Source organism: Pseudomonas sp. CFBP 8771, from assembly GCF_014841695.1.
Classification (GTDB): domain Bacteria; phylum Pseudomonadota; class Gammaproteobacteria; order Pseudomonadales; family Pseudomonadaceae; genus Aquipseudomonas; species Aquipseudomonas baltica.
The window spans coordinates 442,960-469,500 of the sequence record NZ_JACYUJ010000005.1; the positions used below are offsets into that span (position 1 = coordinate 442,960).

Here is a 26,541-nt window from a genome sequence, read left to right on the forward strand (position 1 = left end):
GAGGTATCTGGATGGATGCGATCGGCGCTCAGGCAGCCAGACGGATGTTGTTCAACACGGCGGGGCGCCTCCAGCTCAGGTCCAGATCCAACGCATGGCATTGCTCACTGATGGTTTCCTGCGCCAGCGGTACCGGCGTCTGTGCCAACTGCCAGTCGAGCTCGGCAATCGGCAGGCGCAGTGCCCGAGGCAGAGGCGCCGGGGCAGGTTGCGTGCTCTGGCCACCCTGGTTCAGCACCAGCGGACGAACCCAGCGGCTGTCGAACGCCAACTGCGCCTGTTGGGCCAGCACGTCCTGCTCGGGCAGCGGCGCCGAGGGTTTGTCCAGCAACGTCAGCTCCAGTTCGGCCTTTGGCAGAAACAACGGCTCGGGAGGCTTCACTTCGGTGTCGCGAACATCGCACAGGCGCTGCAGAAGAATGTGCGCCAGGATCTCGCTGCCGGCGCTGGGCTCGGCCGCCGCTGCATTGTCCGCCGCTGCATGAGCCTGCCCTGGCAGCTGTCCATCGCAGTGCTCGGTCAATGCCTGGGCAAAGAAGTCCTGCCACAGCGCACTTGCAGCACCCAGGGTCTGGATGTTGTGCTGGCTGAAGTCGCCGATGGGCGAAATGTAACCTGGCGCTGTGGAATTGATGACGGACATGGCACTCGGCACGCTTGGGCTCTGGCAAAATGCCTGGCAAAGTTCTTATCGGCGGCGTGCGCCGATCTTTTAGCCTTTCGATACAGGAATCTTCAGTGGAGCAGCAAGCCGGTGGTCGCATCCAGGTTCAGGCACAGAACGACGCCTGCGAACCGCAAGCCGAACGATGGGCGCAACGCCTGCATCTGCCTCGCCAGTTGCCCGACGCCGATTTCGTGCTGCAGGTCGGCGAAACCGGCCTGCAGTTGCAACAACTGGGCGCGGACGCGCCGGGGCCCGTGCGTGTGGATTTCGTCGAGGGCGCCGTCGCTCACCGACGACTGTACGGCGGTGGCAGCGGTCAGATGATCGCTAAGGCCGTTGGCGTGCAGCCTGGCGTGCGCCCGCGGGTACTGGATGCCACGGCCGGCTTGGGCAAGGACGCGTTCGTGCTGGCCAGCCTGGGCTGCGAGATGAGCCTGGTAGAGCGTCAGCCGATCATCGCCGCGCTGCTCGAGGACGGACTGGCCCGTGCCCAGGGTGACCTGGAGGTAGGCGCCATCGTTGCGCGCATGCATCTGCTTCAGGGCAACTCGATCGAGGTCATGCAGCAGTGGCAGGGCGAAGCACCCCAGGTCATCTACCTGGACCCGATGTTCCCGCACCGCGAAAAGAGTGCGCTGGTGAAAAAGGAAATGCGCCTGTTCCGGCCATTGGTGGGCGATGACATGGACGCACCGGCCCTGCTGGCCGCCGCCCTGGCCCTGGCCAGCCACCGGGTAGTGGTCAAGCGACCGCGCAAGGCGCCCTGCATCGAGGGCTGCAAACCCAGCCATGCGCTTGAAGGCAAATCCAGCCGCTACGATATCTACCCGAAGAAAGCCCTAAAACCGACGTGATGAATGGACGCAGGTTGTAGGCCAGGACGACCCCCGGCGCCCGGGGGTACGTAGGATCGGTCCTGATTTTTTCCCAGCCGGTTTTAGCCCGATGCGCTCAAATAGAATCAAGTCTCATTTGTAGTGAGGCTGTATACATGTACCGTTCTACAGGAGTTTGCACATTGCCCCGCCGTTCGGCGCTGGGCCTGGCGTTGATCGGTTGCGCCGCAGGTGCCAATGCCCACGAAGGGCCCGAATCGCTGGTGCTCGACAAGCTGAGCGTGACCGGCAAGCAGGCCGCGCCACCCTACCAGGTCGAGCGTTCGGCTTCCGCCAAGTACGCCGTGCCACTGCTCGACGTGCCGCAAACGGTTACCGTTGTCCCGCGCCAGATCATGCGCGAGCAGAATGCCCTGAGCCTGCGCCGGGCACTGTCCAACGTCTCCGGCATTTCCTTCAATGCCGGCGAGGGCGGCGGCGGGTCGGGAGACAGCATCAACATCCGCGGTTTCAGTGCCAATGCCAACCTGCAGATCGACGGCCTGCGCGACTCTGCGCAGACCAGCCGCAACGACCTGTTCAACCTGGAGCAGGTCGAGGTCATCAAGGGGCCCAGTTCGGTATTCGGTGGCGCCGGCACCACCGGCGGCTCCATCAACCTGATCACCAAGCTGCCGGTTGCCGACAGCTTCACCGAGCTGGGCGCCGGCGTTGGTACCGATCGCTATCGCCGCCTGACCCTGGACACCAATCAGCAGCTGCACGACCTGGGCGACGGCACCCTGTTTCGTCTGAATATGATGGCTCACGAGAACCACGTGCCGGGGCGCGATCGCATCGAACAGCAGCGCTGGGGCCTGGCGCCGTCGCTGATGTTCGGGCACGGCAGCGACACGCGCCTGACCCTCAGCTATTTCCACCAGAGCGATGACAACCTGCCCGACTACGGCGTGCCTGCACGCGATGGCAAGCGCTTGCCGGGCGTCAAGACCAGTCACTATTATGGCTGGCGCAACCTGGACCAGGACCGCACCGACACCGACAGCCTGACGGTCAAGTACGAGCACGACCTGAACCCGGACTGGAGCGCGCAGAACCTTGCCCGGCTCAGCCAGGTTGACCGCGATGCCACCGTGTCCGCTTCCCATGTCAGGCTGGCCAAGCTTCCGGCGCTACGCTACCTGCCGGCAGGGCCGCAAGCTTATCGGCGCGACGTGCAGACCCGCCTGGCGATGAACCAGACCAGCCTGACCGGTCATTTCGATACCTTCGGCCTGGGCCATACCCTGGTGGTCGGCGCGGAACTGTCACGCGAAACCTACGACCGCAAGGCCTCGGGCTATGCCGTGGAGTCCTTCTACCCAGCCAACGGCTACGATCTGGCCAACCCGCCGGGTTACTGGAGCGGGCCGAAGGTCAAGTCGCCTACCAGCGTGGCGCACAACAGCATGGAAGATCGCGCCCTGTATGTGTTCGATACGCTGGCCCTGGACGAGCAGTGGGACCTCAGCCTGGGCCTGCGCTACGACCACATGCGGGCCCAGGCCAGTAATCGCTCGGCCAGCGGCGTTCGGACCCAGGCCGGCTCAACCGACGGCGTGTTCAGCCAACGTGCCGGCCTGGTCTACAAGCCCGCCGAGAACGGCCGCTTCTACGTCGCCTACGGCACCTCGTTCAACCCTTCGGCCGAGAACCTGCTGACCTACGGCGGTGGTCTTTCCGACAGCACCCAGAGCCTGGAACCCGAGAAGGGCAAGACCTGGGAACTGGGTACCAAGTGGCAATTGCTCGATGAGCGGCTGCAGCTGGAAGGCGCGCTGTTCCGGGTGGTCAAGGACAACGTGCGCGAGCGCTTGAGCGACGGCAGCAACCTGCTTGCCGGCAAGCAGCGCGTGCAGGGGTTGGAATTGGCAGCCACGGGCGCATTGAGCGAGAAGTGGCACGTGTTCGCCAACTACACCCTGCAAAGCAGCGAGACACTGAAGTCGGTGGCCAATCCCGAACGCATAGGTCAGGCACTGAAAAACACGGCGCCCCGATCTTTCAATCTATGGACCGCCTACCAGCTTCCCAGCGACATTACCCTGGCCTACGGCATCCGCCACGTCGGCAAACGCAACCTGACGTCCCAGGATCAAATCAAGCTCGATGCCTACTGGGTACACGACGCGATGCTGGGCTACCGGGCATCCGACAACCTCGAGCTGCAGCTGAACCTGAGCAACCTGACCGACACGAAGTACGTCGAGCGCGTACGCACGGTCGTCGGCAGCGATACCCGTTCTTCGGCCGTGGAGTTCGGTGATGGTCGTGCGGCGGTATTGAGCAGCGTCTATCGGTTCTGAACACCGCCGCAGCCCTGCCTACCGCGAAGCGGCATCCATGCGGATACGCAGCGGCTGCTCATCCTTGCCATCCAGCGTCACGCCGTGATGCTGGGTGCTGACGAACAGCAGGTGCCCGTCGGCTTCAACGCGGGCACTCACCGAATAGCGATGCCCCGGCTTGACCTGGGCCGGGTCGTATTCAAGTTTGAACGGCAGCGGCACCTGGCCAGTGATCGGGCCGCTCTGCCGGGCCAGGGCCACCGCAGGTGCGTCAGCCAGGGACACGTCCTGCAGGCTCACGGTCAATACGGCCGAAGGCGGCAAGGCGATGCGCTGCAGATAGAACGCCTCCCCCTCGAGCGTGGCCTTGGGTGCGGGCTGCATGCTGCTGCAGGCGCCGATGAGGGCGCTGAATACGATCAGTGAAAGGCGCTTCATGGTTATCTCCATTTACAAATTCGGCCGTCAGGCAAAAGCATAGGCAAAGACCGTCGTCGATCACAGCCCATCGGCGGCCTCATCGCTGCGGTGCAGCGCAACCTGGCGGATCGACAGGCGTATTTCAGCGGGCAATACCCGTTTGGCAGCGCCTTCGGCCAGCTCATCGAGCATGGGGTGGTGGCTCAACTTGCCTTGGGCATCGCGGCGCAGTACCCCTTGATCGAGCAGGGTCTGAATGAAGTGACGGAACAGGCTCTTGTCGAAGAACTCCGGGGCGTTCAGGCCATGCAGGATCGACAGGCGCTGGGCCATGGTGGTGCACAGGTTTTCCAGTTCTTCGGCGCTGAGGGTGTTCTGCCCGGCATTGAGCAACAGGGCGATGGCCATGTAGAAACGCTGCAGGGTCTGCGCGATGGCACGCGACAACAAGGTCAGCAGCACGAATTGCCGCGAACTCGGCGCGGGGCGCAGGTACACACCGTTTTCCAGGCGCAGCAGGCCTTGTTCGACCAGCGCTTGCAGCCACTGGTCAATCACCTCGTCGAGCTGCCCGGCGTTCCAGCGGATGAACAGTTCGGCTTGCAGATAGGGGTACAGCGCATGGGCGTAGCGCAGGATCTGCTCGCGGGTCATGCGCGAAGTGCTCTGGAAGAAGCTGGCAAGTAGCGCGGGCAGGGCGAAGATGTGCAACACGTTATTGCGGTAATAGGTCATCAGCACCGCGTGCTGTTCGTCCAGATACAGGATTTTGCCCAGGGCATCGCTCTGTTCGGACAGCAGCTGCATGCCCTGGACATGAGCGATCAGGCTGCGGGCGTCCCCCGTGGGCACGGTAGTATGAGGCGAGTAGGGCACCTGGCGCAGCAGGGTCAGGTACAGGTCGAGTACCCGTTCCATTGCCCGTTCGTCCAGAGCCAGCTTGCTGGTCGACAGCAGTGCCAGTGCCACCAGGTTCACCGGGTTGATGGCTGCAGCCTCGTTCATGTGGCGAGCCACGCGGATGCTCAGGCGATGCGTGGTTTCGTTCAGCCAGTCGGGCTTGAACTGCGGCGCCAGGTCCTGCTCGCGCCAGCCAGGCTGCTGCTCATCGAGAAAAGCCTGCAGCTTGATCGGCTCGCCGAAGTTGACCGCCACTTGGCCAAAGCGCTGCTTGAGTGCACCGATGACCTTGAAAACGTCCAGAATCGACTCTTTCTTCTTCGCCGCGCCGCGCAACTCGCCCAGGTAGGTACGGCCTTCCAGCACCCGTTCGTAGCCGATGTACACCGGTACGAAGACGATGGGCGTACGCGAGGAGCGCAGGTAGCTGCGCAGGGTGATGGCCAGCATGCCTGTCTTGGGTTGCAGCATGCGTCCGGTGCGCGAGCGCCCGCCTTCGACGAAGTACTCCACCGGAAAACCCTTGGTGAACAGGGTGTGCAGGTATTCGTTGAACACGGCGCTGTACAGCGGATTGCCCTTGAAAGTGCGGCGCATGAAAAACGCCCCGCCTCGGCGCAGCAGGCTGCCGATCACAGGCATGTTGAGGTTGATGCCGGCAGCAACATGGGGTGGCGTCAGGCCGTTCTTGAACAGCAGGTAAGACAGCAGCAGGTAGTCGATGTGGCTGCGATGGCATGGCACATAGATGATCTCGTTGCCACGGGCAACGTCCTTCACACCGTCGATGTTGTTGACCTTGATGCCGTCGTAGATCTTGTTCCAGAACCAGCTGAGCACCACTTCCATGAAGCGGATGGCGGTGTAGGTGTAGTCCGAGGCGATTTCGTTGCCGTAGTGCAACGCTCGGGCCTCGGCCTTTTCCAGGGTGATGTGCTCGCGTTCGGCTTCTTCGGCAATGGCCTGGCGCACCAGTGGGTCGCGCACCAGACCCTTGACCAGATGGCGGCGGTGGGAAATGTCGGGGCCGATGACTGCCGTCTTCAGGTTGCGAAAATGCACACGCAGGATGCGCTGGGCCATGCGCACCGTTCGCTCGTGACCCTTGTTCTGCTGCACCAGCTCGGCCAGGTGGATTGGCTCGGAAAACTGTACGCGGGTCTTGCGTCCCAGGATCAGAATGCTGACCAGCTTGCGCAAGCGCCCGGTAACCGCCCAGCTGTCGGCGAACAGCAGCTTCCAGGGGCTGGATTCGCTCGCTGGCGACTGGCCCCAGAACACGCTTACCGGAATGATCTGCGCATCTTCGCCGGCGTTCTGTGCCAGTGCCGTGACCAGCCGCGCCAGGGTGGGCGGGGCGCCGCGCTTGTCTTGCCGGCCCAGCCAGTCAGGGTCCGGGGTCAGGTAGAACACCGCCGTGGGCTCCATGAGATCGCCGATGGCCACGGGCAGCACCGGGCGTGGCAGGCCGGCTTTGCTGCATTCGCGGTCGACCACGGCAAGGTCGGCCAGCGAAGGCGATTGCAAGGCGTACAGCACGGGCCTGCTGCGATCCAGGTTCAAGGTGAACGAGGACTGGTTGATGGTTTCAGACCGAACCCACAGGTACAACAAGCGGCGCAAGGTGCCGAACACGAGGCGGTGCAGAGGTGAGCGGGTCATAGGCCAGGGCTTGGGGGGAAAACGCTATTTTACCGGCTTTTGCCGAGGTAAGTGATGCAGGGTGTCGGCGAATATCTTCGCGCGGCTACGGGCTCTTTCGCGGCCACTGGCCGCTCCTGCAGGGGTTTTGCATGGCCTGCCCGCAGCGGTCCCGAATGGTTTGCAGGAGCGGCCAGTGGCCGCGAACCGTCGCGCTGCGGTGTATCAACTGGTACGCCAGGTGATTTCCTCTTCGCCATCGTCGCTGATACGGATCCAGCGGTCGGCATTCTCTTCGCCTTCTTCTTCCACCCAGCTGCCAGGCGCACAGCGCACCTCTACATTCAGGGCCTTGAAAGCTGCACGGGCGCAGGCCACGTCGTCGTCCCACGGCGTGGCGTCGCTCTCCAGGTACAGGCTGTTCCACTTGCCGACCGCTTTGGGCAGCCAGGTGACCGGCACGTCGCCGGCCTGGCACTTCCAGGTCTGGCCTTTCTGCTGCCAGTCGCTGCAGGGGCCCAGGGCCTGGCCGAGCCATGCGGCGATGGCCTTGTGATCGACGTCGGCGTCCTTGAGGTAAATCTCGATATCGGGTTGGCGCATGGGTAGGCTCGCTCAGTCTTGACGCACAAAGTAATCGTAGCGCATTGATACCGTGACCACGAACGGCCGCGGCTGTTCGATCACTGCGGTCCGTCGCTCGGCGCTGGCGCGCCAGCCATGCGGCGTCATCGCCAGCAGGTTGGCGCGCGATTGCGCGTCGATCAGCTTGAGCTTGAAGGTCAGGGTTTCATGGTGGGCATGCTGCATACCCTCGGGCACCTGCAACAGGTGTTTGTCGTCGACGTAGTCGCGCACCTCGTCATACAGCTGTTCGCGCAGCTCCATCAGGTGGCCGCTGGTGGGTCCCACACGCATCAGGCCACCCCCCGGCGCCAGCAGGCGCTTGGCTTCGTCCCAGTCCAGCGGGCTGAAGACGCTGGTCAGGAACTGGCAGCTGGCATCGGCAAGCGGCACACGCGCCATGCTGGCAACCAGCCAATGCACCGACGGCGCTCGCTTGCAGGCGCGTTTGACCGCCTCGCGGGAGATGTCCAGGGCATACCCGTCGGCGCGCGGCAGCGCCTGGGCGATCTGTTCGGTGTAGTACCCCTCGCCACAGCCGATGTCCAGCCAGCGCCGAGGCCAGCGCTCGGCTGCAAGCTCGGCCAGGCGCTGGGCCACCGGCGCATAGTGGCCTTCGTTGAGGAAGTCCCGGCGAGCCTCGACCATGGCCTGGTTGTCGCCGGGGTCGCGGCTGTTCTTGTGCTGCACCGGCAGCAGATTCAGGTAGCCCTGGCGCGCGCGGTCGAAACGGTGACCGCTGGGGCAGACCATGCCGTTGTCGGCGTTGGCCAGCATGGCAGTGCAGAGGGGGCAGGTGAGCATCAGGCGAGTAACTCGACGAGGGTCTGGTAGTAGATTTCGGTCAGCACATCGAGGTCGCTGGCCAGGATTCGTTCGTTGACCTGGTGGATCGTGGCGTTGACCGGGCCCAACTCGACCACCTGGGTGCCGAGGGTGGCGATGAAGCGCCCGTCGGAGGTGCCGCCGCTGGTGGAGGCCTGGGTGTCGCGCCCAGTGACGTTCTTGATGCTCGCGGCCACCGCGTCCAGCAGCGCACCGGGCTCGGTCAGGAACGGCAGGCCGGACAGCGCCCAGTCCACGTGCCAGTCCAGGCCATGCTTGTCGAGAATCGCGGCCACGCGCTGCTGCAGGCCTTCGACCGTGGACTCGGTGGAGAAACGGAAGTTGAACACCGCCGTCAGTTCACCGGGAATGACGTTGGTGGCGCCCGTGCCGCTGTTGAGGTTGGACACCTGGAAGCTGGTTGGCGGGAAGAAGGCGTTGCCGTCGTCCCAGTGCTCGGCGGCGAGCTCGGCCAGGGCTGGGGCGACCAGGTGGATCGGGTTGCGGGCCAGGTGCGGATACGCCACATGGCCCTGCACGCCGCGCACGGTCAGAGTCGCACCGAGCGAGCCGCGTCGGCCGTTCTTGACTACGTCGCCGACCAGGGTGGTGCTCGACGGCTCGCCGACGATGCACCAGTCCAGGCGCTCGTTGCGTGCAGCCAGGCGCTCGACCACCGCTTTGGTGCCGTGATGGGCCGGGCCTTCTTCGTCGCTGGTGATCAGGAAGGCCACCGAGCCCCTGTGGTTCGGATGGTCGCCGACGAAGCGCTCGGCGGCCACCAGCATGGCCGCCAGGCTGCCCTTCATGTCGGCCGCGCCGCGCCCGTGGAGCATGCCCTGCTCGTCGATCACCGCCTCGAATGGGGCGATCTGCCAGGCCTGGGTGGGGCCGGTGGGCACCACGTCGGTATGCCCGGCGAAGCACAGCACCGGACCGTCCTGGGTACCGTGGGTGGCCCAGAAGTTATCCACCTCTTCGATGCGCATCGGCTCCAGCGCGAAGCCAGCCTGCCCCAGGCGTTGCATCATCAGCTTTTGGCAATCGGCGTCCAGAGGCGTGACCGAAGGGCGGCGGATCAGGTCGCAGGCAAGCTGCAGCGTGGGCGAAAGGTCGGCGGCGGCCGTCATGAAAACTCCAAAAGCAGGGGCGGCAAAGGGGCGATATGGTAAAGCAAAAACGCATGGGCCAACACCGCACCCCTGCTGGCGGCGCTTTCGCGTCCCAGGACCTACACCGCTGCGCGCACCTTCGTCGGGTGCAGTGGCCGATCTCTCATGTCTTGACCCGCGCGTGGCTATCACCATGCCGCACGCGCCACCTCCTTCACGCGAGCGCATAGCCTGAGACAACGACATGAACGCCGTTACCCGCATTACCCTGCTTGCCACGCTGCTCACCTCCATCGCCACGGCCGTCGCCGCGCCGTCGGTGGACATTACCGTCACCGGTTCGATCGTGCCGGGTGGCTGCACACCTACCCTGAGCAACGCGCTTTTCGATCATGGGCGGTTGTATACCCGCGACCTGCTTGCTTCAGCGCCCACCGTCCTGCTCGATCGTGCCCGTACCTCAACGTTGAACATAAATTGCGAAGCCGCTACCGCTTACGCGCTTCGTGCGGTGGACAATCGCGCCGATTCAGTCCTGGAAAACATCGACGGCAGCCGTTTCGGGCTGGGCTTGACCAGCAAGAACGAGAAAATCGGCTCCTACAGGCTACGCATCGATCCTGAAGGCTCGAGCCTGGATGGCGAACCGCTTCTGCTGCTGATAGGCAGCCCCACGGGCAATGCCTGGTCTGCCGCCGAACGCCGTGCGCGCAGCTTGCGCAACGATGGTCAGCTCATTGGTCTGGCCAGCCGAAAAAACGATGGCGGCGGACCCATGCCGGCAAAGGACGCAGTGCTGACCCTGGTGTCCTACCTGACCATCGCGCCGACCGACAGTTTGACGTTGGACGCTGAAGTGCCCTTGGCCGGTGCCGCTACCCTTGAGTTGTTCTACTTGTAGGAAGAACTACGTGAAGGGAGAACTAGGTGCAGTCAGATCTACCTGTACCAAGATCTTTCGTAGGAACAGATTTACCTTTCTTCAGAAATTTCCTCTTTCAAAGGGGAAACTTCCCCTTCAGCCTGAAGAGCGTGACCGGTTTCCCGTGCCGGTCAGCTCATCGGACAGTGAGGGACAACATCATGCATCCTGGCTTTCGGACGCTGACCGCCATGCTGGCGCTCGGCTTCACCACGCCTGCTTTCTGCGCTTCCACTGTGGATATTCAAGTCACCGGAACGCTCGTTCCCAGCGCTTGCACGCCCATCCTGAGTGTCAGCACGCTGCACTTCGGCACCGTGAGTTCGGCCGACCTGCACCCCGAGCGGCCTACCGCGATGATCGAGCACACGCCGAACCTGACGATTCAGTGCGGCACACCGACCTTGTATGGTCTGCGCCTGGTGGACAACCGCGCCGGTTCAGCCTATGACTCCGGCATTGCTGGTCGACTGGGTATGGGCCGCACGGCGGCGGATGAGCAGATTGGCGCGTATCATCTGCAAGTCGATCCAGCACGTTCGACCGTCGATGGCCGTCGTGTATTTCTCAGCCTCGGCGATCGTACCGGCAGCCTGTGGAGCACTTCTACCGCCCAGCCGATGGCGCTGCCTACCGACGGCAGTTTATTGGGGCTGGTCGACCGTGTCGGCGTAGACACCGGTGCCGTAGTGGTACGAATGGCCCAGCTGGGCATCCGCGCCCATGGCGTTATCGCTCCTGCGCGCAGCCTGACCTTGACCGATGCCGTGCCCTTGGACGGACACGTCACCGTGGAGCTGGTCTACCTGTAAGCATGCGCTACAGGTAGATGATCTCCAGTGTGGCCGAGCCGTCGATCGGGGTTTCCTGGCGCACGTCCAGCCCTCGGGCTGGAGCCAGGTGCAGTTCGACGGTCAGCGGCAATGACAGTCCAGACCAGGCGCCGGGGGCGACGCCGGGTGCCGCTTGTCGCCCGAGCGCGGTGGGCGGGCCGTCACTGCGCAGCCATCCATCGGGGTGCGGTCGCCAGGTTTGCGCAGAAGCGTCTCCGAGCAAGGGATAAGCACTGCTGCCGTCACGACCGATCCCCGTGCCCAGCCGAGCAGTGAAACCGCCCAAGGCCTGACCGTCCGCCGTGCGGCCGATGCCGAACAACGTCGGAGCGGCAGCCAGGAGCTGGTCGCTGACGGAGCCGGCCCGGTTATCCAGCGCGCGGATAGCGAAGCGCGTCGGTGCGTCGCAGTCCACTTCCAGCACCGTTTGCCGGCTGAACGTGGTGACCGATTCGCGCCGCAGATCGGCCATGCCAATGCGACCGAAGTTCACGTTCGCGTTGCCCGCCAGCGAGGGCCGACACGCCGCTGGAGCGAACCCGGCCTTCACCAGCAATGGCTTTTGCTGACCGACAATGTCGAAACTACCGCTGGCCGACAGCTCATGGGCGTCACTGACGGCGAGCACGGTGGGGGCAAGCGTGGCCTGCAGTTCGATCTGCGCCTGCAGGCGTTTGCCCCTGACCGCGTGGCCGGCCCGCAGCGGTTGCAGTGGCTGGTCACCTTCCAGCGCCGCTGCGCCGGTGCGGGTTGCAACCTGTGGCGCAGCGGCCGCCACCTGGCCCCACTGTACGGGCTGATCGTCCACCGATGCCTGCAGCACGCGCAGACGGTAGGCGCCTTGCGAACCCAAGGCATAGCCCTGGTTCGAGAACTGGCCGGCCCGATAGGCAAGCGTCAGATCCTGTTCGGTTTCACACAGTACGCTCAGGCTGAGTCGACGCGGCGGCAAAGGCACCTCGCCGGACGCCAACTGCACGGTCGTGCGATTGAATTGACCCAGGTCGATGTCGGCCGGGCTGAGCGACAGGCTGCATCCCTGCGCAAATGCCTGCAACGGTGTGGCCAATGCGGTGGCCACCAGCGCCGTCAGGAAGGTGCAACGGCTCATGATTCGCTCTCCTCGACCCGGCACTGCGCCGTGGTCTGCTCGTAATACGCCTCGGCATCGGCGCTGGCCGGCAGTTCGAACTGCAATCGGCACGGCTGCTCGTCTACCGTGCGGCTCCACAACTGCGGACTCGCATGGATATTGGGCACGAAGACCGCGCCGTCTTCCTGTACCAATGTCACCAGTTGGCCCTGCGCATCGGTGACGCCCGTGCTACGGTTGAGGCGACGCCCGGCCTCGTCCTGCACCTGAAGCAGCAAGCGCCGCGTGACCTCCACACCGAACATGATGCGCGGCACTGCGCCACGCGCGGCCTGGAGGGTGGCTGCGCCTTGATGCACGTCGACGTTGCGCGGTAACGATGCAGTGGCCACCTGCACGTTGCTGCGACCGAACGGAGCCAGTTGCGGCAGCACGGCGCGGCCCTTGCGGTCGGTCCACACGCTGCCGCCGGGGGTATCGATCTGCACGTTTGCGACATTTTCCAGGGTCAACAGGCCGAAGGTGTCCTGCAACGGGTAGGGCGACAAGGTGAAGCCATCTTCGTGGAGCACCACGGCGCCTCGTGCAGCGCCACTGTAGCCATGGCTGTCGCTGCCGTAGTTGGCATAGCCGACGTCCAGTTGACTGGCTTGGGTCAGCCGCGATACGCCGCCGTTGTAGCTCACCGCGCCAGTGCGACTGGCGCGCTCGGCGGCGACTCGGTACTGAGTGCGCTCGTCCCAGCGGCCTTGCACACCGCTGCCCAGGCGGATGCCGGTGCTGTCGTTGCGGGCGGTCGAACGCCAGTTCAAACCGTCACCCAGGGGCAGGCTGGCGCTGAAATACAAGGCATTACCCAGGCCACCGTCGCCGGCCAGCTGCCATTGCCCGGTAGCGGTCAGGGACACGGGGCCGAGCCGTCGCCCCCAATTGACCTGGGCTCGACTGGAGCGTTGCCCGTCGAACGCCGTGGCGGTGGACCACGTGCCGCTCAGGCTGCCCGTCCAGGGATGGGTCCAGCCCAGGCCGAAGGCGTACTGATCACGCACTCGGCTTCGCTGGCCAGCGGGCTGATTCCACCCACTGTCGATCAACTCTCGATAGCCGACTGTCTGCCGACCGGCACTGAGCAAGGCTGACCAGCGATCGCCGAGCTGCTGATTGAGACTGATGCTGCCCTGCACCCCCTGGTCGTCCGATTCGCTGGCATGCGCGGCCTGTAACAGGCTCTGCGCTCGCGAGCCGGGCCACGGTTCCAGGTTGAGCCCGGCGCCGCCGGCGTTGTAGCCTTGGCCGATGAGGGCACCGCCACTGATACTGGCGGCCGGCGCCAGTGGGTAGCTGCCTCCGGCGCTCAACACCCAGGGTTCCCGAGCGCTGCGCCCACTGTTGCGCAGCTGTCCGATGCCCACAGCAAAGCCCTGTGAGGGCAACTCCAGGCCCAAGGTGGCGGCCAGGACGGTAAAGGTGCGACGTTCGCCATCGGCCTCGATCACCGTGACCTCCAGGTCTCTGCGCCGGTCAAGTTGGGGAATATCGCTCAACTCGAAAGGTCCGGCCAGCACCACGGTTGAATAGATCAGCACGCCGCTCTGGCGAACGTCCACCCGCGCCTGAGTAGCCGCAATGCCCTGCACCCGAGCGCCACGGCCGCTGCCGCCGAGCGCCGGTTCGCTCATCCACTGCGCGCCGGTGACGCGCGCGCCGGCGAGCACCGGGTTGCTCAGGTTGATCTGGCCCAACTGCAGCATCGCCTGCTGGTCGCTGAAGGTGCGCTGCGCATAGGCTTCCATGTGCTGCAGGCTCGCCTTGCCCTGCACCGAGCTATAGAACTGACGGCTGCGCAGGATCCAATCGCCTGCATTGACGCCAGCCTCGGTGTTGGCCGAAAGAAACCGGCTGCGTTGACCATTGAACTGGTTGTACAGGCCCTGCACGTCATAGTTGAGCAGGCCGGCAACCCCACCTCGGGTAAAGGCCGATTGGTCGGCCGATGCAGTGCGCAAGGCAGGTGCAGGTACCAACAGCCGCACTTCACCGGCTTGGGGTAGCAGTTCGATCAGGGTCTGCGGAAATTGCTCGATGAACTCGCCGCAGCCTGACTCGGTATCGACCAGTTCCCCGGCGTCGCGCACGGCCTGGTCGATACACAGGGCACCTGCGGTGTCGAAGGCGGCTTGGACAACGCCTCTGGGCTGACCGTTGACCCACAGTCGCACAGCGTGCACGCCTTCTGTGAAGCGCGCGGTCTGGCTCAAGTAGGCGGCCAAGTCAGGATCGATACCACGCAGGCGCAGGGTTTCGCTGTCGAAACTTGTTGCGCTTGCAGTCTGGGTGTACAGCGCCAACGTCACTGCGGACAATGTGCTACCAATGAGCGCCTTCATCAAGGCGCGCCCTGATTCAGCGTTGCCTGATGCGTACCTACGGCAAAACCGTACACCGTGGCAGGGGTAAACAGGACCTGCCCATCGGCGACGGCCAGCGCCTTGCCGGGCAGAGTCAGCCGATCACCGGGCAATACGTAGCTGCGGGGCAGCTGCCAAGGGGTCTTGCTCGGCAGGCTGTGCACTTCCTGTGACAGACGCACGACATAGGGAGTGGGGTTGGATACCGTAAGCTGGCTGTCCTGCAGCGACCAGTGCAGGCCCTTCCAAGGCTCGGCGTTCCTCACCAGGCCTTTGGGGTGCAGGATCACCGGCAGATTCTGTCGTACGTTTACCGATACTCGTGCCTCGCCGGGTTTACCTGGCTGGTCGTTCTGCGCCAGTCCCTCGAAGATGACCCTTTTCAAGCGTTGAGTGGTGAGCGGTTCGGAGTTCGACAGGATGAAGCGCACCAGCTGCGATTCACCCGCCTCGACGCGCGCGATGGGGGGTGTGACGAACAACAGCGACGCCTTGTCTTCGGGGATGTGATCCAGCGTGACGTGCAGCAGCGCAGGATGCTGGTCGCTGTTGGTCACTTTTATGGCGGTTTCGGCATCGCCTTCGTAGACGATGACCACCGAGGTTTCCGGGATCATGCCGTCGGCATGGATTTCAGGACTGCAGATCAGCAACGCTGTGATGCCCAGGTACGCATACAAAACGTGGTTGCGGCGGTTCATCGGTTTCTCCAGACAGGGAACGCAACAGGCAGGTACGACCACGCCTTCCTCGACACCGCAGTGCCGGGAAGATCGTGTGAGGGGGAAGGGCAGCAGTACTCTAAAAGCAATCCGCGCGTTCTCGGCTCGGACCCTTCAGCAAGTGCAGGACGAAAAGATTGCAAGCGACGTAGGACGTATCTGCGCCAGGCTTTGCCGACAAAGAAACTACCGCAACGCGGTGTCGTTACAGGTACACGAGTTCGATGGTGGCGGCACCGTCGAGGGCGACTTCGTCGGTCAGGGTCAGCCCTTTGGCCGCAGCGATGACCAGATAGGATTTGAGTGCGAAAGTGGCATCCTTGATCGGCAGCGGTTGCGCCAAAGCCCCTGCTGTATCGGTGAAACCCAACAGCTCGCCGTAGTTGCGAATACCTTTCTCGCCCTGGGTCGCACTGGTCCATACGGTGCCCGCCGCATTACCTACGCCTACGAAAGCAGGTTTGCCGTCAATCAGTGATTCGCGTGGGTAGATTTCCAGAAAATGCGCACCGATTTTCTCTCCTTTGGGCGTCAAGCCCAGCCCGTAGGGTGTCACGTACCAGTTATTTCCGACGGTATCTGCACGATTGTCGATCCCACGGATTCCGTACACCGTAGCAGCCGTGCAATTGACGCTCAGGGTGGCGACCTTCTTGTTCTCGGTGAAACCTGTTGGCCCATCCACGTTGAGGTCGCTCTTCGATATCTTGCCGTGGTGGAAATCGCTGGCAGAGAGCGATGGGGTGCAAGCGGCCGGTACGATCGAGCCGGTGACACTCAAATCAACGGTTGAAGCCGCCATCGCGGTCGGGAGTGCTGCCAGCAGCGTGGTGCCGATAAGCAGACGGGATATAAGGGTCATGTTGATTTCCAGATTGGTTAATGGTGGTTGCACATCGCAACACCGCCAACTCTAGAAGCCGCTGAACAGCCCGTAAGTGAGCCGATTCAGAAGTTTGCCGTGAAACCTCCTAGCCGATTTCCACAGCCGAACAGGAATGCTCCTCACCGTAGGAGCGGTCATTGGCCGCGAAGCAGACGCCGCGGTGCATCTAGCGGACCACGGTGCGCCCTTCGCGGCCACGGACCGCTCCTGCGGCGCAGTGGGTTCAGATTTTCTGGGCGATCCAGATGGTATGGCGGGTGCCCTTGTTGCCGTGGGCGAACACCTGCACTTCTTCGGCCTTGAAGCCGGCCTTGCGCAGGTTGTCGCTGAACTGGCGGTCGGCGCTGGCCGACCACACGGCGAGAACACCCTTGGGCCTCAAGGCTTTCGCGCAGGCCGCCAGGCCACCGCTCGAATACAGCCAGCTATTGGCCTTCTGGGTCAGACCTTCAGGGCCATTGTCCACATCCAGCATGATCGCGTCGAAACCGGCCGGCTCGGCCTGCAGCACCTTGGCCACGTCCTCCAGGCGGATGACGGTGCGCGGATCGGCCAGGGGGTTGCCGGCTTTTTCGCCCAACGGGCCACGGTTCCACTCGACCACGCCGGGCACCAGTTCGGCGACCACCACTTGCGCGGTCTTGCCCAGATGCTTGAGCGCCGAAGCCAGGGTGAAGCCCATGCCCAAACCGCCGATCAGCACCCGCGAGTTCGGTCGCCCGGCCACCTTGCGGCAGGGGATCTCGGCCAGGGCGTCTTCGGAACCGTGCATGCGGGTGTTCATCAGTTGTCCGCCATCGCCTCCCTGGATCTTGATGACGAAGTCTTCGCCGTACTCGAACAGGCAGAGCGCACCGCCGTTGTCGGGGATCGGTGTGGTGTCGAGCAGTACGAAGCGTTTCATCGGTCAATCTCGGAAGGAGGACAAGGTAGTGCCATGGTAGTAGCCTGTGTCATCGGAACAGGCAGTCAGGCCTTGGGGTGTTCAATGAAGTTGCGCAGTGTATCGGTCTTTGCATGTGTTGCCCTGTGTGCCGGTGTCGCATCGGCCTCGTCGCTGCCCCCGGGATCGCCGGGTACACCCACGCCAACCCCCTATCCACAGGTTACCGTGCCCTCGACCCATGGCGGCGAGGGCATGAGCGGTTCACCGCCGCTGCTGCCGCCCATACCGTTGCCTGCGCCACCCAAGGCCGAGAACGTCCCCGAACCCGAACGTCAGGACACGCCGCCAACCCCGGTCAAGCCCAAATCCCCCGGCGGTTGATCGCGTTTTCCCTGGCATACCGCATCCTCCGCCGACGCGGCTCGCGCCGCTGCTACAGGGGGATACAGGCCACCTGCAACGCCACGCCCCTTGTAGCAGCGGCGCAAGCCGCGTCCAGGTTCACCGCGTCCCTTCAGGCCCACCGCATCCGATGCGCCGCGAACCCTGTAGCAGCGGCGCAAGCCGCGTCCGCGTTCGCCGCGTTCCTTCAGGCACGCCACATCAAGATTGTTTGGGTGTGCCCAGGGCCTTGAGCACGAACGCATATTCCAGGGCCACATCGCGCAGGCCCTGGTAACGGCCGCTCATGCCGCCGTGACCGGCACCCAGTTCGGTCTTCAGCAGCAGCAGGTTGTCGTCGGTCTTGCACGCGCGCAGGCGCGCTACCCACTTGGCGGCTTCCCAATACTGCACACGGCTGTCGTTGTAGCCGGCGATGACCAGCAGGTGCGGATACGCCTGCGCGGTGACGTTCTCGTACGGCGCGTAAGCCTTGATGCGCGCATGCACCTCGGGGTCCTGAGGGTTGCCCCACTCGTCATATTCGGTCACGGTCAGCGGCAGGTCGGGGTCCAGCATGGTGTTGAGCACGTCGACGAACGGCACCTCCGCTACCGCCGCCTGGAACAGCTCCGGACGCTGGTTCAACACTGCGCCGATCAACAAACCGCCCGCGCTGCCGCCACTGATGACCAGCTGCTCGGCGCGCGTCAGCCCTTGCTCGATCAAGTGTTCGGCACAGGCGATGAAATCGCTGAAGGTATTGCCTTTGTGTTCCTGCTTGCCAGCCCGATACCACGCTTCGCCCAACTCGCCGCCGCCGCGCACATGGGCGATGGCAAAGGCAATGCCGCGGTTCAGCAAACTCAACCGCGCATGGGAAAACCACGGATCCAGGCTCTCGCCGTAGGCGCCGTAGCCGTACAGGTACAGCGGTGTGGCCTGCCCAACGAATGCTTTCTTCATCACCAAGCTGATCGGCACCTGAGTGCCGTCTGCGGCGGTGGCCCAGAGGCGCTGGCTGACATAGTCGTCGGCGTCGAACCGACCCAGCACCGGGGTCTGCTTGAGCACCACTTGGGCGCCGTCGCGCAGGTTCAGTTGGCGAACCTGGCCAGGCCGGTTCAAGGCCTCGTAGCGCAAGCGAATCTGCTCGCTGGCAAACTCCAGGCTGTCGGAGACATACAGGCTGTATGCGGCATCCGGCAGTTGCACCGGGTAGGGCGCCAGGCCCTGGGCATGGACTTCGATGATCGGCAGGCCGCGCGCGCGCAGGCTCAAGGTGAAGGCAGCGGTATTGAGGGTCACCCCTTCGAGCATCACATCGTCACGGTGTGGGATCAGCGTTCGCCACTGCTCGCGAGTCGGCGCCGCGCCCGTGTCGGCGGCCTGGTACAAGGCGAAGTTGATGCCCGACTGGTTGCTGCGGATGAACCAGGTCCAGGCACCGTCGAGTTGGCCGTGATCCGGATAGTACTCATGGTCCTCGACCCTTGGCGCCAAGCAGGTGAAATCCCCTGCAGGCTGGTCGGCATCCAGCACCCAGGCTTCGCTGGTGGTCTTGCTGTTGAGCAGCAGGATCAGCTGGCGCTCCGAACTGGAACGGTAGCAGTGCAGGAAAAAGCGCCCGTCGTTCTCCTCGAACACCTGCTCGGCGCCGTCGCTGCCCAAGGTGTGGCGGTGCAGCCGATGAGGGCGGTGGGTTTCGTCCAGTTCACCGAAGAACAGGGTCTGGCTGTCATTGGCCCAGGTCATGCTGCCGTCGCAATCCTCGAAAGGCAGCTCGACCATCGCATCGTTGCCCAGCTCCTTGACGAACAGGCGGTAGATCTCGTCGCCACTGGTGTCCAGGCTGTAGGCCAGGCGCTGGTGGTCAGGGCTGACGTTGAACGCGCCCATCGACAGGAAGCCACCGTTGGCCAGCACGTTAGGGTCCAGCAGCAACTGCTCGGAGTGCTCCTCGACCTGGGTCGAGCCGTCGTCCGGGCGTGCGCAGCGATAGTGCCGCGGGTACTCGTCGCCGGCCGTGGTGCGGGTGTAGTACAACCACGGCCCCCACGGCGAGGCGAGGGACAGGTCGGTTTCGCGGATGCGCCCCTTGATCTCCTCGAACAATTGCTCGCGCAGCTCGGCCTGGTCGGCCAGTTGTGCCTCCTGCCAGGCGTTCTCGGCCTTGAGGTAGTCGAGCACGTCGGCGCGGTCGCGCACCTGCAGCCAGGCGTAGGGGTCGTCACCGGGGGCGACATGGGCGATGGGGGCGACGATAGGCTGGGACATGAGCGGCTCTCTTGGCGCGGGTGCTGGCGGTGCATGCCTCGGGGGCACGACAACAGCAGCGCCGGGCAGGCGAAAAGCCGTTATCATAAGCGCCTATTTGCCTGCCATGCCACGGACACCATGACCGAGAACGACTATTTCCTCGCCTGGGGTATCTACGCCTTCGCCGCCCTGGGCTGCATTCTGGTGTGGTTTCGTATCACCCGCTGGATGTGGCGCTATCTGCGCGAGCCCTTGCGCCTGCTCGGCGTGGTGCTGCTGCTGACGCCCACCGTGGTCGACCCGGCCCGCGACCTGCTGGCCCCGGCCGTGGCGATCAGCGCCCTGGAGCTGTTGTTCAAGATGGGCGGCAGTGCCTGGGGCGCGATTTCCGACCTGACCATGGCCGCAGTGATTGCCTTGGGCGTGTACGTGATTTTCGCGCTGGTGCGCCTGCCGTTCCTGCGCAAGGCCCAGGCCCGGCGCCTGGCGCAGGCTGAAGCAGACGCCGCTCGGCACGATGGCGATGCCGCCGCGGTTGCGCGGCCCATCGAGCCGCGCGAAGAACGTCCGGTGCCCACGCCGCCACGGGACAACCTGCGGGTCGAACCGCGCATCTGAATCCACGTTCCATCGTCTCGAGTACCGTGCATGTGTGAACTTCTGGGCATGAGTGCCAACGTACCGACCGATATCGTTTTCAGCTTCACCGGCCTGATGCAGCGCGGCGGCCGCACCGGTCCGCACCGCGACGGCTGGGGCATCGCTTTCTATGAAGGCCGTGGCCTGCGCTTGTTCCAGGACCCGACCGCGAGCAGCGAGTCGGAAGTGGCGCAGCTGGTGCAGCGCTATCCGATCAAGAGCGAAGTGGTCATCGGCCACATTCGCCAGGCCAACGTCGGCAAGGTCTGCCTGGCCAATACCCATCCCTTCGTGCGTGAGCTGTGGGGACGCAACTGGTGCTTCGCCCACAATGGCCAACTGGCCGAGTTCAACCCGCGCGCCGATTTCTACCGCCCCGTGGGTGATACCGACAGCGAAGCGGCGTTCTGCGACCTGCTCAACCGCGTCCGCGAATGCTTTCCCGAGCCGGTCGAGTTCGAGCGCCTGTTGCCCATCCTCGTGCAGGCCTGCGAGCAGTACCGTGGCCAGGGTGTGTTCAATTGCCTGCTCAGTGACGGCGACTGGCTGTTCTGCTTCTGCTCGACCAAGCTGGTGCACATTACCCGGCGGGCACCTTTCGGTCCGGCCCGGCTCAAAGACGTGGACGTGATCGTGGATTTCCAGGCCGAGACCACGCCCGACGATGTGGTCACGGTGATCGCCACCGAGCCGCTGACCGAGAACGAAACCTGGAACCGCTACGCGCCCGGCAACTGGGGTCTGTGGCGCCAGGGCGAATGCGTGGCCACCGGGCAGGCGCAGCCTGCCTGATACCCCACCGTGGCGCTGCCACCTTTGACTGAGAGGACGTTCATGCTGCGAAGCTACCTGCGACTTGTGCTGTTTGCCGTCGGCTTGCTGGTGGGTGTGCAAGTGCCCGGCGTGATCAACGACTACAGCCAGCGGGTCGAGGCCCATCGGCTCGAAGCGCAGCAGAGCCTGCGTGGTTTCAGCGAGACCGCGCAGCGCTTCTTCAATGGCGACCTGCAGGCGCTGGTGGCGCACTACCGTGCCAGCGAAGACCCGGTGTTCCGCAGCGACGCCGCCAGCATCGGCGCGCTGCTGGCCCGCAACCAGTTGCTGGAACGCGAGTGGCAAGCGCTGCAAGGGCCTTGGTATGCGAAAGCCTGGCATGTGGTGGCCCAGGCCGATCCGCAATTGCGCCAGGAAACCTTGAATGGCTACAGCTATCAGGTGCTGCTGGCGCCTGAGGCAATTGCCTGGGGCATCGCCTGTGCCCTGGTGCTGGCCTGGGTGGTGGAATGCATCATCCTGTTCATCGGCTGGACCCTGTGGTTCGGCCGCCGCCGTGCCAAACCCGTGGCCGAGCCCCTGGTACGCCGCGAACGCTAGAGCGTGCTCCTACCTTCACCGTAGGAGCGGTCAGCAGCCGCGAACAACCTCATGCAATACCTCTCACTTGGCCAGGTAGCGCATCCCGTCTTCCAGGCCACTCAGGGTCAGCGGGTACATTCGCTGCTCCACCAGATCGCGAATGATGTGCGTCGACGCCGTGTATCCCCAGGTGTTCTCGGGGTAGGGATTGATCCAGATCAGTTTGCGGTAGGTCTGCATGAAACGCTGCAACCAGACCAACCCCGCTTCTTCGTTCCAATGCTCGACGCTACCGCCCGGATGGGTGATCTCGTAGGGAGCCATGGCGGCGTCGCCGATGAACACCACTTTGTAGTCGGGGCCGTACTTGTGCAGCAGGTCATGGGTGCTGATGCCCTCGGCGTTGCGGCGCTGGTTGTCCTTCCAGACCGTCTCGTAGACACAGTTGTGGAAGTAGAAATACTCGAGGTGCTTGAACTCGGTACGGCAGGCCGAGAACAACTCTTCGCAGACCTTGACGTGGGCGTCCATCGAACCGCCGATATCGAACAGCAGCAACAGCTTCACGTTGTTGCGCCGCTCGGGACGCAACTGGATGTTGAGCAGCCCGCCATCGCGTGCGGTGTGGTCGATGGTGCCGTCGATGTCCAGCTCTTCGGCCGCCCCTTGCCGGGCAAACTGGCGCAATCGACGCAGTGCCACCTTGATGTTGCGCGTACCCAGTTCCACGCTGTCGTCCAGGTTGCGGTACTCGCGCTGATCCCAGACCTTCACCGCCTTGCCCTGGCGCTCGCCGGCATCGCCTACACGAATGCCTTCGGGGTGATAGCCACCCGAGCCGAACGGACTGGTGCCGCCGGTGCCGATCCACTTGCTGCCGCCGGCATGCCGGCCTTTCTGTTCCTCCAGGCGTTGCTTGAAGGCCTCGATCAGCTTGTCCAGCCCGCCCAGGGACTGGATCTGCGCACGTTCCTCGGCGCTCAACGAGCGCTCGAACTCCTTGCGCAGCCATTCTCCCGGGATCAGCGCTTCGAGGTGTTGATCAAGGTTCTGCAGGCCTTTGAAATAGGCTGAAAACGCCCGGTCGAACTTGTCGAAATGACGTTCGTCCTTGACCAGTATCGCCCGCGCCAGAAAGTAGAATTCGTCCATGTCGGCGAACGTCACACGCTGTTCCAGGGCATTGATCAGGTCGAGCAGTTCACGCACCGACACCGGCACTTTGGCCGCGCGCATTTCATTGAACAGGTTGAGCAGCATGGCGGACGCCCTCGCAGTCGAAAAAGGGGGGTCAGCGGTTGCCGCGTCGGCTCATGAACGCCAGGCGTTCGAGCAATTGCACGTCCTGTTCGTTCTTGACCAGTGCACCGGCCAGCGGTGGGATGGCCTTGGTCGGATCACGTTCGCGCAGCACGGCTTCGCCGATGTTGTCGGCCATCAGCAGTTTGAGCCAGTCGACCAGCTCGGAGGTAGAGGGCTTCTTTTTCAGGCCGGGCACCTTGCGCACGTCGAAGAACACGTCCAGGGCTTCGGCCACCAGGGTTTTCTTGATGTCGGGGTAGTGTACGTCGACGATGCGTTGCAGGGTCGTGCGGTCGGGAAAGGCGATGTAGTGGAAGAAGCAGCGACGCAGGAATGCGTCGGGCAGCTCCTTTTCGTTGTTGGAGGTAATGATGATGATCGGGCGGTGACGGGCCTTGATGGTTTCGTTGGTCTCGTAGACATAGAACTCCATCTTGTCGAGTTCCTGCAGCAGGTCGTTGGGGAACTCGATGTCGGCCTTGTCGATTTCATCGATCAGCAGGATGACCCGCTCGTCCGCCTCGAACGCCTCCCACAGCTTGCCTTTCTTCAGGTAGTTGCGCACATCGTGGACCTTGTCCACGCCCAGTTGCGAGTCGCGCAGGCGGCTGACCGCATCGTACTCGTACAGCCCCTGGTGGGCCTTGGTGGTGGACTTGATGTGCCAGGTGATCAGGCGCGCGCCGAAGGACTCGGCCAGTTGTTCGGCCAGCATGGTTTTGCCAGTGCCCGGCTCGCCCTTGACCAGCAGGGGTCGTTGCAGGGTGATCGCGGCATTGACCGCCAGCTTGAGGTCGTCGGTGGCGACATAGGCGGGAGTGCCTTCGAACTTCATGGGGCTGTCCTCGGTGATCAAATGTGGTGGCCGACTATATAGCGCAACGAGCTGCTTGTGGTGTGCCAGAAGGCTTGGCGCAACCCCCGTAGGAACGGTCAGTGGCCGCGAACGGTGCCACGCGGTGCGCCAGATACACTGCAGCGCCTGGTTCGCGGCCACAGACCGCTCCTACGAGAAAACCCAAGGAGAGCGGCTGGCCCTCTGCCCGCGAAGGGGCCAGGCCTGTCAATCACCTCATTCCTGCTTCGGCGGCGCCTGTTCGTAGCGTGCATTGAAAGCCTGCACGAACCCGTTGCGCAAGATCTGCCAGAACGCCTGCAACGGGCTGATGTCCTGACGATGCACATTGCCGCTGAGTTCGACCCGGGTCGCGAACTGGTTCTGCGACTGGTTTTTCAATACCGTCTCGGTCCCGCCCACCACGGCCTCCCAGATGGAACGCAAGATGCCCTTGTCCTTGTTCTCGACGTCCTGTTGCCAGTTGAACACGTCGACATTGTGCAACAGCGGTTTGATGTAACCGCTCAAACGGGCGTTGTCGGCGTCGGCCTCGATCACGATGTCGCCACTGCCGGCGTTGAAATCGAACTTGCCATAGGCACCCGAGAAATTGTTGAGCCGACGCAACTCGATGCCGGTGGCGCGCAAGCGGAATTCGAAGTCTTCGAAGTTGCTGAACGGATCGAACGTGGCGGTGCTTTCAATGGGGGCCTGGCCGAACAGCTTGGCGTGGCCTTCGAAACGCGCATCGCGCTTGCCTTCGAGGTCCTCGACATTGGTCAGGTTGTACAGGCTGGCGTTGACCTGGGTGGCGCTGAGGTTGACCTGAGGTTTGGACGAGAAATTGCGGAAGCTGATCTTGCCATCGTTGACCCGCACTTCGTTCAAGGTGATCGGCAGCAGCTTGTTCATCTGGTCGCGCCAGTCGGTGCCGGCACCGGTCTGGGTGGCCTGCTTGTTGGTACCACCGTCGACGAAGTTGAGCTCGGGGCGCAGGAATTCCACATGTGCGACCACAGCATGCTTGTTCCACAGGGCGTGCCAGCTCACCGCGATGTCGATCACCGGTGCGTCGAGCAGCGGCACGGGCACTTTGCCGGAGGTCTTGACGATCTGCAGGCCGTTGATCTGATAGGCGCCGCGCCACCAGGCCAGGTCCACATCGCTGACACGGCCTTTGTAGTCGCCCATGTCGGCCAGCTTGTCGTTCAGGTAGTCGCGCACCAGATAGGGCAGGGCGATGTGCAGCCCCAGCACCAATACGACCAGGCCGGTCACGGTCCATAGCGGCCAGCTGTAACGACGTTTCATGGCAGACTCTCCAGAACGATAGTTAGCGATTGACTGTCCACAGTCTCATCCGTTCGCTGGACTCGCCCCCATCGCGGGCTTAACCTTGGATTTTTCCTGCTGCAGCACAAGGACCCTTACGCCATGAGCCGCATTTACGCCGACAACGCCCATTCCATTGGCAACACGCCGTTGGTGCAGATCAACCGCATCGGTCCGCGCGGGGTGACCCTGCTGGCCAAGATCGAGGGGCGCAACCCCGGCTACTCGGTCAAGTGCCGCATTGGCGCGAGCATGATCTGGGACGCTGAAAGCTCGGGCAAGCTCAAGCCGGGCATGACCATCGTCGAGCCGACGTCGGGCAATACCGGCATTGGCCTGGCATTCGTGGCCGCTGCACGCGGCTACAAGCTCATGCTGACCATGCCCGCGTCCATGAGCCTGGAGCGCCGCAAGGTGCTCAAGGCGCTGGGTGCCGAACTGGTGCTGACCGAGCCGGCCAGGGGCATGAAGGGCGCCATCGAAAAGGCAGGGGAGATCGTCGCCAGTGATCCCGAGCTGTATTTCATGCCCCAGCAGTTCGACAACCCGGCCAATCCGGCGATTCATGAAAAGACCACCGGGCCGGAGATCTGGAACGACACCGACGGCGCCGTCGATGTGCTGGTGGCAGGTGTGGGCACAGGCGGCACGATTACCGGTATCTCGCGCTACATCAAGCACGTCCAGGGCAAGTCGATTCTCAGCGTCGCGGTCGAACCACTGGGTTCGCCCATCATCACCCAGGCCATGGCCGGCCAGGAAATCACCCCGGCACCCCACAAGATTCAGGGCATCGGCGCCGGCTTCATCCCGAAGAACCTCGACCTGTCGCTGGTGGATCGGGTCGAGCTGGTCAGCGACGACGAAGCCAAGGCCATGGCGCGGCGCCTGATGCAGGAGGAGGGCATCCTCTGCGGTATTTCCTGTGGCGCGGCCATGGCGGCCGCGGCCAAGCTGGCGGAAAAGCCGGAAATGCAGGGCAAGACCATCGTGGTGATCCTGCCCGATTCGGGCGAGCGTTACCTGTCGAGCATGCTGTTCAGCGACCTGTTCACCGAAACCGAACTGCAGGCTTGATCGCTGTTGTGTGACGGCTGACGCCTTCGCGGCCGATGACCGCTCTTACGGGTATACGCCACCCCCGTAGGAGCGGCCCGCGGCCGCGAAAGCCACGCCGCGGTATATCTGACACACCGCGCTGGCCTATTCGCGGCCGATGACCGCTCCTACGGGTATACGCCACCTCCGTAGGAGCGGTCCGCGGCCGCGAAAGCCGCGCCGCGGTATATCTGACACACCGCGCTGGCCTATTCGCGGCCGATGACCGCTCCT

Annotated in this window: 24 protein-coding genes; 9 read left to right on the plus strand and 15 right to left on the minus strand. The window is 63.7% G+C overall.

What is annotated here, in order from left to right; all coding sequences use genetic code 11:
- Positions 1 to 28 precede the first annotated feature (28 nt).
- Positions 29 to 643, minus strand: a complete 615-nt coding sequence (locus tag IFT80_RS14365; RefSeq protein ID WP_192054585.1) for an energy transducer TonB — start codon at positions 641 to 643, stop codon at positions 29 to 31.
- Between the two features lie 95 nt (positions 644 to 738).
- Here IFT80_RS14365 and IFT80_RS14370 point away from each other — a divergent pair, with 95 nt between their 5' ends.
- Entirely contained in the window at positions 739 to 1,521 is a 783-nt protein-coding gene (locus tag IFT80_RS14370) for a class I SAM-dependent methyltransferase (protein ID WP_240998651.1), read from the plus strand.
- A 137-nt stretch (positions 1,522 to 1,658) separates the two neighbouring features.
- Positions 1,659 to 3,848, plus strand: a complete 2,190-nt coding sequence (locus tag IFT80_RS14375) for a TonB-dependent receptor (RefSeq protein ID WP_192137766.1) — start codon at positions 1,659 to 1,661, stop codon at positions 3,846 to 3,848.
- 18 nt (positions 3,849 to 3,866) lie between these two features.
- Here IFT80_RS14375 and IFT80_RS14380 read toward each other — a convergent pair whose 3' ends face one another.
- From IFT80_RS14380 to dapE, 5 genes are all read right to left on the minus strand, one after another.
- Positions 3,867 to 4,268 carry a YbaY family lipoprotein gene (locus IFT80_RS14380; RefSeq protein ID WP_122475020.1) on the minus strand — a complete coding sequence of 134 codons (402 nt, stop codon included), beginning with the start codon at positions 4,266 to 4,268 and terminating at the stop codon, positions 3,867 to 3,869.
- A gap of 60 nt (positions 4,269 to 4,328) precedes the next feature.
- Positions 4,329 to 6,812, minus strand: coding sequence for a glycerol-3-phosphate 1-O-acyltransferase PlsB (plsB, locus tag IFT80_RS14385; RefSeq protein WP_122475018.1), 2,484 nt, complete (start codon positions 6,810 to 6,812; stop codon positions 4,329 to 4,331).
- 204 nt (positions 6,813 to 7,016) lie between these two features.
- Entirely contained in the window at positions 7,017 to 7,394 is a 378-nt protein-coding gene (locus tag IFT80_RS14390; RefSeq protein ID WP_122475016.1) for a hypothetical protein, read from the minus strand.
- A 12-nt stretch (positions 7,395 to 7,406) separates the two neighbouring features.
- Positions 7,407 to 8,219 (minus strand): putative RNA methyltransferase, encoded by an 813-nt coding sequence (locus IFT80_RS14395; protein ID WP_122475015.1) that lies wholly within the window; start codon positions 8,217 to 8,219, stop codon positions 7,407 to 7,409.
- On the minus strand, positions 8,219 to 9,370 hold the full coding sequence (gene dapE / locus IFT80_RS14400) for a succinyl-diaminopimelate desuccinylase (protein WP_122475013.1): 1,152 nt from the start codon (positions 9,368 to 9,370) through the stop codon (positions 8,219 to 8,221). Before dapE ends, IFT80_RS14395 begins: the two co-directional genes overlap by 1 nt.
- A 226-nt stretch (positions 9,371 to 9,596) precedes the next feature.
- Between dapE and IFT80_RS14405 the strand changes: the two genes are divergently transcribed.
- Positions 9,597 to 10,253: a DUF1120 domain-containing protein gene (locus tag IFT80_RS14405; protein WP_122475011.1), complete on the plus strand. Its 657-nt coding sequence runs from the start codon at positions 9,597 to 9,599 to the stop codon at positions 10,251 to 10,253.
- Between the two features lie 182 nt (positions 10,254 to 10,435).
- Positions 10,436 to 11,086: a DUF1120 domain-containing protein gene (locus IFT80_RS14410; protein WP_122475009.1), complete on the plus strand. Its 651-nt coding sequence runs from the start codon at positions 10,436 to 10,438 to the stop codon at positions 11,084 to 11,086.
- A gap of 7 nt (positions 11,087 to 11,093) precedes the next feature.
- On the opposite strand, the gene IFT80_RS14415 is transcribed toward IFT80_RS14410, so the two are convergent.
- The 5 genes from IFT80_RS14415 to IFT80_RS14435 form a co-directional block, all read right to left on the minus strand.
- Positions 11,094 to 12,218 carry a DUF1120 domain-containing protein gene (locus IFT80_RS14415; protein WP_192137767.1) on the minus strand — a complete coding sequence of 375 codons (1,125 nt, stop codon included), beginning with the start codon at positions 12,216 to 12,218 and terminating at the stop codon, positions 11,094 to 11,096.
- A complete protein-coding gene (locus tag IFT80_RS14420; protein WP_192058698.1) occupies positions 12,215 to 14,587 on the minus strand; it encodes a fimbria/pilus outer membrane usher protein in 2,373 nt (790 codons plus the stop codon). The genes IFT80_RS14415 and IFT80_RS14420 overlap by 4 nt, the downstream gene beginning before the upstream one ends.
- Positions 14,587 to 15,309, minus strand: coding sequence for a fimbria/pilus chaperone family protein (locus IFT80_RS14425; protein ID WP_122475003.1), 723 nt, complete (start codon positions 15,307 to 15,309; stop codon positions 14,587 to 14,589). The genes IFT80_RS14420 and IFT80_RS14425 overlap by 1 nt, the downstream gene beginning before the upstream one ends.
- A 226-nt stretch (positions 15,310 to 15,535) precedes the next feature.
- The gene (locus IFT80_RS14430) at positions 15,536 to 16,192 is read right to left on the minus strand and encodes a DUF1120 domain-containing protein (RefSeq protein WP_122475001.1); all 657 of its coding nucleotides are present in this window, start codon (positions 16,190 to 16,192) and stop codon (positions 15,536 to 15,538) included.
- A gap of 247 nt (positions 16,193 to 16,439) precedes the next feature.
- Positions 16,440 to 17,120 (minus strand): spermidine synthase, encoded by a 681-nt coding sequence (locus tag IFT80_RS14435; protein ID WP_192058700.1) that lies wholly within the window; start codon positions 17,118 to 17,120, stop codon positions 16,440 to 16,442.
- Positions 17,121 to 17,204: 84 nt separating this feature from the next.
- On the opposite strand from IFT80_RS14435, the gene IFT80_RS14440 reads away from it, so the two are divergent.
- Positions 17,205 to 17,483: a hypothetical protein gene (locus tag IFT80_RS14440; protein WP_122474997.1), complete on the plus strand. Its 279-nt coding sequence runs from the start codon at positions 17,205 to 17,207 to the stop codon at positions 17,481 to 17,483.
- Positions 17,484 to 17,705: 222 nt separating this feature from the next.
- On the opposite strand, the gene IFT80_RS14445 is transcribed toward IFT80_RS14440, so the two are convergent.
- The gene (locus IFT80_RS14445; protein WP_192137768.1) at positions 17,706 to 19,760 is read right to left on the minus strand and encodes a S9 family peptidase; all 2,055 of its coding nucleotides are present in this window, start codon (positions 19,758 to 19,760) and stop codon (positions 17,706 to 17,708) included.
- Positions 19,761 to 19,793: 33 nt separating this feature from the next.
- Here IFT80_RS14445 and IFT80_RS14450 point away from each other — a divergent pair, with 33 nt between their 5' ends.
- Genes IFT80_RS14450 through IFT80_RS14460 form a run of 3 tightly spaced genes read left to right on the plus strand, consistent with a single transcriptional unit; the run spans position 19,794 to position 21,755 of the window.
- Positions 19,794 to 20,360, plus strand: a complete 567-nt coding sequence (locus IFT80_RS14450; RefSeq protein ID WP_192137769.1) for an MFS transporter — start codon at positions 19,794 to 19,796, stop codon at positions 20,358 to 20,360.
- A 30-nt stretch (positions 20,361 to 20,390) separates the two neighbouring features.
- Entirely contained in the window at positions 20,391 to 21,173 is a 783-nt protein-coding gene (locus IFT80_RS14455; RefSeq protein WP_122474991.1) for a class II glutamine amidotransferase, read from the plus strand.
- A gap of 42 nt (positions 21,174 to 21,215) precedes the next feature.
- On the plus strand, positions 21,216 to 21,755 hold the full coding sequence (locus IFT80_RS14460; RefSeq protein WP_185795090.1) for a DUF2937 family protein: 540 nt from the start codon (positions 21,216 to 21,218) through the stop codon (positions 21,753 to 21,755).
- 63 nt (positions 21,756 to 21,818) lie between these two features.
- Here the strand turns inward: IFT80_RS14460 and IFT80_RS14465 are convergent, their stop codons facing one another.
- The 3 genes from IFT80_RS14465 to IFT80_RS14475 form a co-directional block, all read right to left on the minus strand.
- Positions 21,819 to 22,997, minus strand: coding sequence for a vWA domain-containing protein (locus IFT80_RS14465; RefSeq protein WP_192137770.1), 1,179 nt, complete (start codon positions 22,995 to 22,997; stop codon positions 21,819 to 21,821).
- 31 nt (positions 22,998 to 23,028) lie between these two features.
- Positions 23,029 to 23,874 (minus strand): AAA family ATPase, encoded by an 846-nt coding sequence (locus tag IFT80_RS14470; protein WP_056844259.1) that lies wholly within the window; start codon positions 23,872 to 23,874, stop codon positions 23,029 to 23,031.
- 237 nt (positions 23,875 to 24,111) lie between these two features.
- Positions 24,112 to 25,188 carry a DUF748 domain-containing protein gene (locus IFT80_RS14475; protein ID WP_192137771.1) on the minus strand — a complete coding sequence of 359 codons (1,077 nt, stop codon included), beginning with the start codon at positions 25,186 to 25,188 and terminating at the stop codon, positions 24,112 to 24,114.
- Positions 25,189 to 25,311: 123 nt separating this feature from the next.
- Between IFT80_RS14475 and cysK the strand changes: the two genes are divergently transcribed.
- On the plus strand, positions 25,312 to 26,286 hold the full coding sequence (gene cysK / locus IFT80_RS14480; RefSeq protein ID WP_192137772.1) for a cysteine synthase A: 975 nt from the start codon (positions 25,312 to 25,314) through the stop codon (positions 26,284 to 26,286).
- The last annotated feature ends 255 nt before the right edge of the window (positions 26,287 to 26,541 follow it).

Coding starts and splice junctions, on each gene's coding strand:
- IFT80_RS14380 (WP_122475020.1), bottom strand. CDS start 4,268: ATGAAGCGCCTTTCACTGATCGTATTCAGCGCCCTCATCGGCGCCTGC.
- IFT80_RS14450 (WP_192137769.1), top strand. CDS start 19,794: ATGCCTCGGGGGCACGACAACAGCAGCGCCGGGCAGGCGAAAAGCCGT.
- IFT80_RS14430 (WP_122475001.1), bottom strand. CDS start 16,192: ATGACCCTTATATCCCGTCTGCTTATCGGCACCACGCTGCTGGCAGCA.
- IFT80_RS14445 (WP_192137768.1), bottom strand. CDS start 19,760: ATGTCCCAGCCTATCGTCGCCCCCATCGCCCATGTCGCCCCCGGTGAC.
- IFT80_RS14435 (WP_192058700.1), bottom strand. CDS start 17,120: ATGAAACGCTTCGTACTGCTCGACACCACACCGATCCCCGACAACGGC.
- IFT80_RS14375 (WP_192137766.1), top strand. CDS start 1,659: ATGTACCGTTCTACAGGAGTTTGCACATTGCCCCGCCGTTCGGCGCTG.
- IFT80_RS14410 (WP_122475009.1), top strand. CDS start 10,436: ATGCATCCTGGCTTTCGGACGCTGACCGCCATGCTGGCGCTCGGCTTC.
- IFT80_RS14390 (WP_122475016.1), bottom strand. CDS start 7,394: ATGCGCCAACCCGATATCGAGATTTACCTCAAGGACGCCGACGTCGAT.
- IFT80_RS14440 (WP_122474997.1), top strand. CDS start 17,205: ATGAAGTTGCGCAGTGTATCGGTCTTTGCATGTGTTGCCCTGTGTGCC.
- plsB (WP_122475018.1), bottom strand. CDS start 6,812: ATGACCCGCTCACCTCTGCACCGCCTCGTGTTCGGCACCTTGCGCCGC.
- IFT80_RS14465 (WP_192137770.1), bottom strand. CDS start 22,997: ATGCTGCTCAACCTGTTCAATGAAATGCGCGCGGCCAAAGTGCCGGTG.
- IFT80_RS14420 (WP_192058698.1), bottom strand. CDS start 14,587: ATGAAGGCGCTCATTGGTAGCACATTGTCCGCAGTGACGTTGGCGCTG.
- cysK (WP_192137772.1), top strand. CDS start 25,312: ATGAGCCGCATTTACGCCGACAACGCCCATTCCATTGGCAACACGCCG.
- IFT80_RS14460 (WP_185795090.1), top strand. CDS start 21,216: ATGCTGCGAAGCTACCTGCGACTTGTGCTGTTTGCCGTCGGCTTGCTG.
- IFT80_RS14395 (WP_122475015.1), bottom strand. CDS start 8,219: ATGCTCACCTGCCCCCTCTGCACTGCCATGCTGGCCAACGCCGACAAC.
- IFT80_RS14405 (WP_122475011.1), top strand. CDS start 9,597: ATGAACGCCGTTACCCGCATTACCCTGCTTGCCACGCTGCTCACCTCC.
- IFT80_RS14470 (WP_056844259.1), bottom strand. CDS start 23,874: ATGAAGTTCGAAGGCACTCCCGCCTATGTCGCCACCGACGACCTCAAG.
- IFT80_RS14415 (WP_192137767.1), bottom strand. CDS start 12,218: ATGAGCCGTTGCACCTTCCTGACGGCGCTGGTGGCCACCGCATTGGCC.
- IFT80_RS14365 (WP_192054585.1), bottom strand. CDS start 643: ATGTCCGTCATCAATTCCACAGCGCCAGGTTACATTTCGCCCATCGGC.
- IFT80_RS14475 (WP_192137771.1), bottom strand. CDS start 25,188: ATGAAACGTCGTTACAGCTGGCCGCTATGGACCGTGACCGGCCTGGTC.
- IFT80_RS14425 (WP_122475003.1), bottom strand. CDS start 15,309: ATGAACCGCCGCAACCACGTTTTGTATGCGTACCTGGGCATCACAGCG.
- dapE (WP_122475013.1), bottom strand. CDS start 9,370: ATGACGGCCGCCGCCGACCTTTCGCCCACGCTGCAGCTTGCCTGCGAC.
- IFT80_RS14455 (WP_122474991.1), top strand. CDS start 20,391: ATGTGTGAACTTCTGGGCATGAGTGCCAACGTACCGACCGATATCGTT.